Here is an 11,504-nt window from a genome sequence, read left to right on the forward strand (position 1 = left end):
CGCCCGCGCGGCGGCCTCCGGGCCGCCGCGCGCCATGCCCGCGTCATACGCGACCGGCGCGGTACCCTGGGACGCAGTGCGGCACCTGTGACGCAGACGACGCCCGTCCCGGACGGCGCGCGGTCCGCGGCCGCGGGTGACCACCCCCCACTGGACGAGCGCCCGGAGGAAACCGGGCGGGAAGAGGAGTCCTCTCGTGACCACCGTCGACAGCTTCGGCTCCAAGGGCGTCCTGGACGTCAAGGGCGCCGAGTATGAGATTTTCCGTCTGAACAAGGTCGAGGGGGCGCAGAAGCTGCCCTACTCCCTGAAGGTGCTGCTGGAGAACCTGCTGCGCACCGAGGACGGCGCCAACGTGACCGCCGACCAGATCAAGGCCCTGGCCGCCTGGGACCCGAACGCCCAGCCGGACACCGAGATCCAGTTCACGCCGGCGCGCGTGATCATGCAGGACTTCACCGGCGTGCCCTGCGTCGTGGACCTGGCCACCATGCGTGAGGCCATCCAGGACCTGGGTGGCGACCCGGAGCGCGTGAACCCGCTCTCCCCGGCCGAGCTCGTGATCGACCACTCCGTGCAGATCGACCACTTCGGCAACGAGCAGGCGATCGAGCGCAACATGGAGATCGAGTACGAGCGCAACGGGGAGCGCTACAAGTTCCTGCGCTGGGGCCAGACCGCGTTCGACGACTTCAAGGTCGTCCCCCCGGGCATGGGCATCGTGCACCAGGTCAACATCGAGCACCTGGCCCGCACCGTCATGACCCGCGACGTCGACGGCGTCACCCGCGCCTACCCCGACTCCTGCGTCGGCACCGACTCGCACACCACCATGGTCAACGGCCTGGGCGTGCTGGGCTGGGGCGTCGGCGGCATCGAGGCCGAGGCCGCGATGCTCGGCCAGCCCGTGTCCATGCTGATCCCGCGCGTCGTGGGCTTCAAGCTGACCGGCTCCATCCCGGCCGGCGCCACCGCCACCGACGTCGTGCTGACCATCACCGAGATGCTCCGCCAGCACGGCGTGGTGGGCAAGTTCGTGGAGTTCTACGGCGAGGGCGTCGGCTCCGTGCCGCTGGCCAACCGCGCCACCATCGGCAACATGTCCCCGGAGTTCGGCTCCACCGCCGCCATGTTCCCGATCGACGACATCACCCTCGACTACCTGCGCCTGACGGGCCGCTCTGAGGAGCAGGTCGCCCTCGTGGAGGCCTACACCAAGGAGCAGGGCCTGTGGCACGACCCGTCGGCCGAGGTGGAGTACTCCGAGTACCTCGAGCTCGACCTGTCCACCGTGGTGCCCTCCATCTCCGGCCCGAAGCGGCCGCAGGACCGCATCGACCTGACCGACTCCAAGGCGCAGTTCCGCAAGGACCTGCACGACTACGCCGGTCAGGACGACCAGCTGGGCGACGTGGACGAGGCCTCCGCCGAGTCCTTCCCGGCCTCCGACGCCCCGAGCGCCACCCCCGGCGACACCCCCGACGCCGCCGACGCGCCGCGTCAGACCGACGCCACGACCGTGCAGGGTCGCCCGTCGAAGCGCGTGGACGTCCGGATGCCCGACGGCCGCGAGTTCCAGCTGGACCACGGTGCCGTGTCGATCGCCTCGATCACCTCGTGCACCAACACGTCCAACCCGTCCGTGATGATGGCCGCCGGCGTGCTCGCGCGCAACGCCCTGGCCAAGGGCCTGACGTCCAAGCCGTGGGTGAAGACCTCCGTGGCCCCGGGCTCCAAGGTGGTGACCGACTACTATGAGAAGTCCGGCCTGCGCGATTCGCTCAACCAGCTGGGCTTCAACGTGGTGGGCTACGGCTGCACCACCTGCATCGGCAACTCCGGCCCGCTGGAGTCCGAGATCTCCGAGGCGATCCAGGAGAACGACCTCTCCGTGACCGCGGTGCTCTCCGGCAACCGCAACTTCGAGGGCCGCATCAACCCGGACGTCAAGATGAACTACCTGGCCTCCCCGCCGCTCGTGGTGGCCTACGCCCTGGCCGGCACGATGGACTTCGACTTCGAGAACGAGCCGCTCGGCCAGGACTCGGACGGCCAGGACGTGTTCCTCAGGGACATCTGGCCGGACCCGGCTGAGGTGCAGGAGATCATCGACGCGTCGATCGACACGGAGATGTTCACCAAGGAGTACGGCGCCATCTTCGACGGCGACGAGCGCTGGCGGGCGCTCGACACCCCCACCGGCAAGACGTTCGAGTGGGACGAGGACTCCACCTATGTGCGCAAGCCCCCGTACTTCGAGGGCATGGGCGCCGAGCCGGAGCCGGTCCAGGACATCGAGGGCGCCCGCGTGCTGCTCAAGCTGGGCGACTCCGTGACCACGGACCACATCTCCCCGGCCGGCTCCTTCAAGTCGGACACCCCGGCGGGCCGCTACCTGCTGGAGAACGGCGTCGAGCGCAAGGACTTCAACTCCTACGGCTCGCGCCGCGGCAACCACGAGGTGATGATCCGCGGCACGTTCGCGAACATCCGCATCAAGAACCAGCTCCTGGACGGCGTCGAGGGCGGCTTCACCCGCGACTTCACCCAGGACGGCGGCCCGCAGGCCTACGTGTACGACGCCGCACAGAACTACGCGGCCGCCGGCACCCCGCTGGTCGTGCTCGGCGGCAAGGAGTACGGCTCCGGCTCGTCCCGCGACTGGGCCGCCAAGGGCACCGCGCTCCTGGGCGTCAAGGCCGTCATCACCGAGTCCTTCGAGCGCATCCACCGCTCGAACCTCATCGGCATGGGCGTCCTGCCGCTGCAGTTCCCCGCCGGTGAGAACGCCGACTCGCTCGGCCTGACCGGCACCGAGACCTTCGACATCTCCGGCATCACCGCCCTCAACGAGGGCACCACGCCGAAGACCGTGAAGGTCACGGCCACCGGCGAGGACGGCACGGTCACCGAGTTCGACGCGGTCGTCCGCATCGACACCCCCGGTGAGGCCGAGTACTACCGCAACGGCGGCATCCTGCAGTACGTGCTCCGTCAGATCGCCTCGAAGGCCTGATCCACGGGACACCGCCCGCGCGCGGGCATCACGACGGCGGCCCGCCGCCCTCCGCACGGAGGGCGGCGGGCCGCCGTCGTCGTGGGGCGCCGGGGCCGACGCCGGTGCAGGACCGCTCTTCATCCCCCAGTGCAGAGACCGGCCAACCCTTGGGCCAGACGGGCCTAGGGCGTGTCTGACAATGAAGCCGGGGGAAGGCTGGCGCCCTCGAAGACACGTCCCGGTTTCAGATGCTCCCCGCCTGCACGGGCCGGCAGGGCCGGCCGTTCGCCGATGACCGCACGAGGGTCGAAGCCATCATCCACCGGGACAGGTGGTTCGATCCCGTGGCGGGATCTGCCCGAGGTCTACGGGCCCTGGCTGAGTCGTGTGGACCTGGCACGGCCGCATGGCCGAAGAGGGCACCTGGGACACGGTGCTGGCAACACTGACCGCCGCAGCGGATGCCGAAATCGTGATCGATTGGTCGGTCTCGGTGGACTCCACGATCGCCCGCGCCCATCAGCACGCGAGGAACACCACCCGGCTCACGGGGGGCTGGATCGAACGACAAAGAATCCGCGTGAAGAGCCCGCCGACCACGGCCTCGGGCGCTCACGGAGCGGGCTGAGCACGAAGACCCATCAGCTGGTCGACGGTGCTGGGCGAGAGGGCGTACTCATCGCAGGCGATCGGCACCCATCTGCGCGCCGGTGGCATCAAGGCCGTCCTCCCCAACCGGCTGACCAGCAGGGCCACCGCAGACGCCGCGGCTCGGCCGGCGGCCGAACCGCGGGCCTGGACTTGGACGCTTACACGGGCCGGAACGTGATCGAGCGCCAGGACGCGCACCTGCAGCAATGGCCGGGCCTGGCGAGCACGTACGACAAGTACGCGATCGTGGACCGGGCTGCCGTGGTCCTGAATGCTGTGCTCGCGTGGTCAACGGCATTGTCGGACACGCCCGAGTGGCGTGTTCGAACGGATCGACGATCCAGGTCAAGTGCTCGAGAAGCTCGGCGAGGCTCAGCACCGGCAGGTATGAGCGTGAGGACCTGGACAGAGAGGATCCCCCGAAATGCACGTCGTGAAGCGGCGTGAGCGATGTAGTGCTCTTCAGTTGGCACTGGTTGATATGGGTCGACGAGGCTTCAGCCCGGTGTGGTGATGCCCTGCGATGACTCTGAAGCCGGCTCTCGGGCGAATCCTCACATCGGGACGCCGAGACCCTGTGGGAGTCCAAGGATGGGACGTCTCGACGCCTGATCTGTCGGCGCTGCAGAGGAGCATGAGGCCTGGGCCTCAAACCAGCTGAAGACCGGTCAAGCAGGTGGGGTCGTCGGGGCGGGTCGAGATGACCTTTTTCGCGGTGCGGCCTTCAGCTGAGACAGTGAGAGTAGCGTCAATTCCACGCGGCAGCCAGACCCCGACGAATCCGTTGTCGTACGTCGTCAGCGTTTCATCGAGGAGGGTCTCCCCGGACGTCGCCTCGACCACGGTGACGTGGACGTCAGTATTGGCGAGTTCGCCGCTGCACGTAGTGAGGCTGTGGAAGTAGCATTCGTGCGTCTGGCTGCGATACGGGGCGATAGAGACGTAGAACTCGTCTTCTGGCATCGGCAGGGTGGTCTGATTGTTCTGATCGTCGGTCAGTACTAGCTGGTCCGGTTCAATCGAAGCGATGAATTCAGACGAGCGATCTGTCACCTTCATTGAGTCGAGGCGCGTGATGATCTCGCGAGCATCCAATCCGTCTAGATCGTGCTCGACCACCAGTGAGTGATCGGATCCTGCATCAGCGGACGGTCCCGCATCAGCACAGCCGCTGAGCAGGAGGACGGCGCTGGTCGCCAGACCGGTCAAGGCCGCGCAGATCCTCAGGCGGCTCCTGGAGGACTGGATCGGAGCAACAATGGCAAGTGGCATGCCCAACTCTTTTCTCAGGTGAACGTGTTCATGTCGTCAGGTTAGACAGAAGGCATCCCGAGTTCGCCGGTGCCAAGGGCGCGACGACGTGCAAAGCACGCCTGCCCGGAGACATCAAGAGCCTTGTCCTGATCTGGGGCCCACCGGTCCGAGGCACCCTGTGTTGACGAAATCGGATGGTGTCAGGAGCGCACGAGGCGATTGGTGGCGTCGGTGGCCTCCTGGATCTTGGCGATGGCCGCGTCTTCATCGCCTTTCTTGGCGGCGTCGAGCACGCAGTGCTTGAGGTGGTCATCGAGCAGACCGGTCGCCACTCCCTGCAGGGCGCGGGTGAGGGCCGAGACCTGGGTGAGGATGTCGATGCAGTACTTTTCGTCGTCGATCATCTTCGTGATGCCGCGGGCTTGGCCTTCGATGCGCTTCATGCGGTTGCGGTAACGGTCCTTGTCACTGATGTAGCCGTGCCGATGGGCTCCGGTGTCGGTACCGGTCTCATCGGCTGCAGTTTCAGTGGTCACGGGTGTGTCCTTCACTTCTGGTGCTCCAGGACGGAGCGGGTGCTGGCAGCTGGGGCGAGGTCGATGCGACGCAGCAGCTGGGCGTTGAGCGCGACGATGACGGTGGAGATCGACATCAGGATCGCACCTACTGACATCGGCATGACGAAGCCGACGGGTGCGAGCACGCCAGCCGCGAGCGGCACAGAGAGCAAGTTGTACCCTGCAGCCCACCACAGGTTTTGCTTCATTTTACGGTAGGCGGCACGGGAGAGCTGGATCACCGAGAGCACGCTACGCGGGTCGGAGCTGGCGAGGATGACACCTGCAGAGGCGATGGCGACGTCGGTGCCGGCCCCGATGGCGATGCCGACGTCGGCCTGGGCCAGGGCAGGGGCGTCGTTGACGCCGTCGCCGACCATGGCGACCTTCTTGCCCTCCTTCTGCAGCTGGTCGACCTTGGCGGATTTGTCCTCGGGGCGGACGCCGGCGAAGACCCGGTCGATGCCGAGCTCTCTTCCCACCTCGTTCGCCACGGCTTCCGCGTCGCCGGTGATCATGACGACCTCGACGCCGAGCTGATGGAGCGCATCGACGGCGTCGCGGGACTCTGGGCGAACCTCGTCGGCGAGCTTGAGACCGCCGATGACCTTGCCGTCGCGGAGGACGTGCAGGATGATCGCACCCTCTGCCCGCCATTCGTCGGCGACACCGATCTCGTCCTGGCCGGTCTCCTCGAGCAGACGGGGTCCGCCGACGCGGATCTCATGGTCGGCCACCGTCGCGGTGACGCCGACCGCCGGGGAGGAGGTGAACCCGCTGGCCGGTTCGACGGCGAGGCCCTTCTCCTTGGCGGCGGTGACGATGGACCGGGCGAGGGGGTGCTCACTGTCGGCCTCGGCGGAGGCGGCCAGGGCGAGGAGCTGTTCGGCATTCAGGCCGCCGGTCGGCTCCACGCCGGTGACGGTGGGCTCGCCCTTGGTCAGGGTGCCGGTCTTGTCGAAGAGCACCGCGTCGACCTGGCGCATGGACTCCAGGGCGAGGCGGTCCTTGATCAGGACGCCGCCGCGGGCGGCGCGCTCGGTGGCGATGGACACGACCAGAGGGATCGCCAGACCCAGCGCATGGGGGCAGGCGATGACGAGGACAGTGATGGTGCGAACGACCGCGTCGTCGGGGAGCCCGAAGAGCGTCCAGACGACGGCGGTGATCAGCGCAGCTCCGAGGGCGAACCAGAACAGCAGGGCCGCAGCCCGGTCGGCGATGCGCTGGGCACGGGAGGATGAGCCCTGCGCCTCGGCGACGAGCCTGTTGATGCCCGCCAGAGCCGTGTCGTCGCCGGTGGCGGTGATCTCTACGCGCAGGCCGGAGTCGGTGGCCACGGTGCCGGCGGTGACGTTCTCGCCCTCGCCGCGGGCGACGGGGTGTGATTCGCCGGTGATCATGGACTCGTCCATGTCGGCGCGGCCGTCGACGATGGTGCCGTCGGCGGGGACGCTGCCGCCAGGCCGGACGATGACGACGTCGCCGACGCGCAGCTCTGCCGGGTCGACCTTGACGACGTCGTCTCCCTCTATACGCTCAGCCTCGTCAGGGAGCAGCGCGGCGAGGGAGTCCAACGCCGAGGTGGTCTGGGCCAGTGAGCGCATCTCGATCCAGTGGCCCAGCAGCATGATGACGATCAGCAGCGCCAACTCCCACCAGAACTCGAGCTCGGGGTGGACGAGACCGACAGTGGCGGCCCAGGAGGCGAGGAACGCTACGGTGATGCCGAGCGCGATGAGCAGCATCATCCCCGGCTGGCGGCTTTTCAGCTCGCTGACAGCACCGGTGAGGAACGGGGTGCCGCCCCAGGCGTACATGACGGAGCCGAGGACTGCGGCGACCCAGCCCGCCCAGCTGGGGACCGAGTAGCCCAGGAGCATGGCGAACATGGGGGAGAACGCGACCACCGGGATGGCGATGATCAGGTTGATCCAGAACAGCCGCCGGAACTGGCCGACGTGGTCGCCGTGGCCCGCGTGACCACCGCCGTGATGACCGTGCCCGGCGTGGTCACCGTGTTCCATGGTGTGGTCTTCGTTCTCGGCGCGCGAGTCGTCACGGTGGCCGGACTCGGTGGTCGCGACGCCGGCGTGGTCATGGTGATGCGTGGTCGGGTCCGTCATGCTCTTCGCTTCCCCTCGTCATTCCCCGATCTTTCCTTCGATCGGGTCGTATTTCGCCGCGGACCTTCAGCGCGCCCGCGGCGATCGGCTCAGGAGGCCGGCTTGAGCTCGCTCTCGACGACCCACTTGTGGTTGGTCATCGTCATGCCGTCGGACTCGTAATCGACCATGTAGACGGTCTCCTCGGTGGAGGAGGCGATGGTCGCCTTCGCGCCCTTCATGCCTTCCATGTGTTCGGCCTCGAGAGTGACCTCGGTGCCGTCGGCCAGACGTTCATCTCCGGCGTCCTTGATCTCCTGCTGGACGACCCACTTGTGATCCTTGACCGGCTCCCCGCCTGCGGACGGCGTGAAGTCCACCGCATAGGTGTACGTGTCGTACGCGCCGGCGATCATCGCGTTCGCACCGTCCATGCCCTCCATGTGGTCGGCGGTGAGCGTGACCTCGGTGCCGACCGGGTATGTGGGCGACGCAGCCGTCTCGATGCCCTCGGGGGCGGGGCCGCCGTCCATCGGATGCTCCATCCCGCCGCTGTCAGAGCTGCTGCCGTGGCCCTCGTGCTGGCTGGTCGTCGAGGGGGTCCCTTGGTCCTGGTCGCCGCCGGTGCTGCAGCCGGTGAACACGAGCGCTCCTCCGAGCACTCCTGCGGCGACGGTGGTCTTGAGGTGCTTGCGCATGAAGTCTCCTGTTCGTTCTGGTCCAGTCAACGCTATACCCCTCCCGGGTATCAAGTCGATGTCGATCGGCGGGCGTGGAATCGCCCGGCCAAGATCCAGTCGACCCGGGGTGGCAGCGCTGAGGCTGCGATGGAGAACATCGGCTCGGCGGCCCTGGTCGCAGATGGAATCGAGGCCCGAACGGACGGGCTCACCTCGCTCGCCGTCGTGACGGGATCGGCTGCGTCGTCTCGTGAACATCACCGTGGTGAGAAGACGATCCCAGTACCGCCGATCACCCAAGAGAAATTGGTCTTGTACGGTTGCATCGTCGGGCGTCCCATCGAGACAGGGATCCTGAGAGCCGACGGAAGCTGTGCAACTATCGCCAGGCAGAGCGAAGCATGTCTCAGTACGTGCTCCGTCAGATCGCCGCGAAGGCCTGATCCACGGGGCCCGCCCGCGCGGGCCGCCGCCCGCGTCCCGCCCGGGCGCGGACCCGCGGAGTAGGCTGGTCGCACCATGGAACATCTGCCCCCCACGAGCCCCGGCGCCCCGCTGCTGCCGCAGATCGCCCGCCCGGCGGACCTGTCGGCCCTCACGGAGGACCAGTTGACCGCGCTGGCGGCGGAGATCCGCGCCTACCTGATCGCCCACGTCTCCAAGACGGGTGGCCATCTCGGACCGAACCTGGGCGTCGTCGAGCTGACGCTGGCCGTGCACCGCGTGTTCGAGTCGCCGAAGGATGCGGTCATCTTCGACACGGGCCACCAGTCGTACGTGCACAAGCTGCTCACGGGGCGCCAGGACTTCACGACGCTCCGCCAGGAGGGGGGCCTGTCCGGCTACGGCGACCGCACCGAGTCCGAGCACGACGTGGTGGAGTCCTCGCATGCCTCCAGCTCGCTCTCCTGGGCGGACGGCATCGCGCGGGCCTGGGCGCAGACCGGGCAGGGGGACCGCACCGTGGTGGCCGTGATCGGCGACGGCGCGCTCACGGGGGGCATGGCCTGGGAGGCGGTCAACAACATCGCCGCCGGCCGGGATCGGCGCGTGGTGATCGTGGTCAACGACAACGGCCGCTCGTACGCGCCCACGGTGGGCGGCGTCGCCGAGCACCTGGGCGGACTGCGCCGCGGGGTGCTGGACAAGGTGCGCACCCACCACCGCTACGAGCAGACCCTCGACTACCTCAAGCGCCGCCTCCAGGAGGCCGGCCTCGCGGGTGAGCTGGTGTACCGGCCGCTGCACGCGGCGAAGAAGGGCCTCAAGGACCTCTGGGCGCCGCAGGGCCTGTTCGAGGACCTGGGCATGAAGTACATCGGTCCGGTGGACGGTCACGACCTCACCGCCATGGAGGAGGCCCTCGAGGACGCGCGGGCGTACGGCGGGCCCGTGATCGTCCACGCGATGACCGAGAAGGGGCACGGCTACGCGCCGGCGGTCGCGCACGAGGCGGACCAGTTCCACGCGATCGGCGTGATCGACCCCTCCACGGGCGAGCCCATCACCTCGTCGACGGCCCAGTCCTGGACCTCCGTGTTCGGCGAGGAGATGGTCGCGATCGCGGACGAGCGGCCGGACGTCGTGGCCATCACCGCCGCCATGCAGAACCCCGTGGGCCTGGCCCCGATGGCGCTGGCCCACCCGGACCGGGTGTTCGACGTCGGCATCGCCGAGCAGCACGCGGTCACGTCGGCCGCCGGCATGGCCTTCGGCGGCCTGCACCCCGTGGTGGCCGTCTACGCGACCTTCCTCAACCGCGCCTACGACCAGGTGCTCATGGACGTGGGCCTGCACCGTGCGGGCGTGACGTTCGTGCTGGACCGCGCGGGCGTCACCGGGCCGGACGGCCCGAGCCACCACGGCATGTGGGACCTGGCCCTGCTGCAGTCGGTCCCGGGGCTGCGGATCTCCGCGCCCCGCGACGCGGACACGCTCCGGGAGGAGCTGCGCGAGGCCGTCGCCGTCGAGGACGCGCCCACCGTGGTGCGGTTCGCGAAGGGCTCGGTCGGCGAGCCGGTGCGCGCCCTGGAGCGGCTGTCGGACGGCACGGACGTGCTCGCCCGGCGCGGCGAGGCCGGCGGACGCGACGGCGCCGAGCGGGACGTGCTGATCGTGGCGGTGGGCGCGATGGCCGAGCTCGGCCTCGACGTCGCCGAACGGCTCGAGCGGCACGGCATCAGCGCCACGGTGATCGACCCGCGGTGGGTCCTGCCCGTGGCCCGGTCCGTGATCGACACGGCCGCCCGCCACCGGATCGTCGTGTGCCTCGAGGACGGGGTGCGGGCCGGCGGCGTCGGCTCGCGGATCCGGCAGGAGATGCGCGCGGCCGGCGTGGACACCGCCCTGAACGAGGTCGGCCTGCCGGTCGAGTTCCTCGCCCACGGCAGCCGCGAGCAGGTGCTGGCCCGCGTGGGCCTCACCGCGCAGCGCATCACCCAGGACACCGTCGCCCAGGTCCTCGGCGCCAAGGTCCCGTACGCCCGGCCCGTCCCCGAGGACGCGGCCGCCCCCCACCACCAGGAGCAGGCATGAGCATCGTCCGGCTGTACCGTGATCGCGTCGGCGACGACGGCGCCCGGCTCTTCGAGTACCGCGAGGCATGGGCCGACGCGGAGGCCGGGGAGTTCGTGGTCCACCACGGCCGGGTCGGCCAGCCCGGCACCGTCGGGGAGCAGCCCCTGGCCGACCAGGCCGAGGGTGATCAGCTGCTGGCCGCGTTCGTGGCGCAGGGCGCGGAGGAGGGCTTCGCCGAGGCGGACCCCGCGACCTTCGCCGTGCTGCCGGTGGCCTACCGGCTCCGCGGCCGGGAGGCCACGGTGATCGAGCGGCGCACCGTGGAACGGCTGCGCGTCGAGGTGACCCACCAGCTGGCCTGGCGCGGTCTTGGCGAGGTCGAGGACGTCGTCGAGGAGGCCGGTGCCCTCGTGCTGCGCGTCCGGACCCCCCACGCCCGCAAGGCCGCCGCCGAGATCCCGGCGGCCGCCAAGCGCGCCGACGGCGTGCAGCCGAACAAGGTGGACGTCCGCACCGCAGAGCAGGAGGGCTGACCCGTGCGCCACACCCGTCTCGGCCGCTCCGGGCTGACCGTCTCCGTCGTCGGCCTGGGCTGCAACAACCTCGGCCGCTCCGGCACCGCCACGCTGGAGCAGGCCGGCACCGACGCCGTCGTCCACGCCGCGCTCGACGCCGGCATCACCTTCTTCGACGTCGCCGACGTCTACGGCGCCGAGCCCGGCCTGTCCGAGGAGCGGCTCCG

At 69.2% G+C, this 11,504-nt stretch carries 8 protein-coding genes and 1 pseudogene; 5 read left to right on the plus strand and 4 right to left on the minus strand.

Features of this window, described 5'->3' with window-relative positions; all coding sequences use genetic code 11:
* The first annotated feature begins 196 nt into the window (after positions 1-196).
* Together HMPREF3105_RS01455 and HMPREF3105_RS12550 are read left to right on the plus strand one after the other, a co-directional pair.
* Positions 197-3,016 (plus strand): aconitate hydratase, encoded by a 2,820-nt coding sequence (locus tag HMPREF3105_RS01455; protein ID WP_070708606.1) that lies wholly within the window; start codon positions 197-199, stop codon positions 3,014-3,016.
* Positions 3,017-3,246: 230 nt separating this feature from the next.
* Positions 3,247-3,961, plus strand: a pseudogene (locus HMPREF3105_RS12550) (transposase); the annotation flags it as partial.
* Positions 3,962-4,297: 336 nt separating this feature from the next.
* Here HMPREF3105_RS12550 and HMPREF3105_RS01470 read toward each other — a convergent pair.
* The 4 genes from HMPREF3105_RS01470 to HMPREF3105_RS01485 form a co-directional block, all read right to left on the minus strand.
* Complete coding sequence (locus tag HMPREF3105_RS01470; protein WP_083325263.1) at positions 4,298-4,921, minus strand: CueP family metal-binding protein; 624 nt, start codon at positions 4,919-4,921, stop codon at positions 4,298-4,300.
* Positions 4,922-5,103: 182 nt separating this feature from the next.
* Positions 5,104-5,439, minus strand: a complete 336-nt coding sequence (locus HMPREF3105_RS01475; RefSeq protein WP_305791313.1) for a metal-sensitive transcriptional regulator — start codon at positions 5,437-5,439, stop codon at positions 5,104-5,106.
* Between the two features lie 11 nt (positions 5,440-5,450).
* Positions 5,451-7,586, minus strand: coding sequence for a heavy metal translocating P-type ATPase (locus HMPREF3105_RS01480; protein ID WP_070708609.1), 2,136 nt, complete (start codon positions 7,584-7,586; stop codon positions 5,451-5,453).
* An 89-nt stretch (positions 7,587-7,675) separates the two neighbouring features.
* Positions 7,676-8,263: a YdhK family protein gene (locus tag HMPREF3105_RS01485; protein ID WP_020627858.1), complete on the minus strand. Its 588-nt coding sequence runs from the start codon at positions 8,261-8,263 to the stop codon at positions 7,676-7,678.
* Between the two features lie 501 nt (positions 8,264-8,764).
* On the opposite strand from HMPREF3105_RS01485, the gene dxs reads away from it, so the two are divergent.
* The 3 genes from dxs to HMPREF3105_RS13450 form a co-directional block, all read left to right on the plus strand.
* Positions 8,765-10,780, plus strand: a complete 2,016-nt coding sequence (gene dxs / locus HMPREF3105_RS01490; protein ID WP_020627857.1) for a 1-deoxy-D-xylulose-5-phosphate synthase — start codon at positions 8,765-8,767, stop codon at positions 10,778-10,780.
* Entirely contained in the window at positions 10,777-11,295 is a 519-nt protein-coding gene (locus tag HMPREF3105_RS01495) for a hypothetical protein (RefSeq protein WP_044659996.1), read from the plus strand. Before dxs ends, HMPREF3105_RS01495 begins: the two co-directional genes overlap by 4 nt.
* Before the next feature lie 3 nt (positions 11,296-11,298).
* Positions 11,299-11,504, plus strand: a 206-nt coding sequence (locus HMPREF3105_RS13450) for an aldo/keto reductase (protein ID WP_246830306.1), incomplete at its 3' end; no start/stop codon positions are given.

It is taken from the genome of Micrococcus sp. HMSC31B01 (assembly GCF_001816085.1).
Lineage (GTDB): Bacteria > Actinomycetota > Actinomycetes > Actinomycetales > Micrococcaceae > Micrococcus > Micrococcus luteus.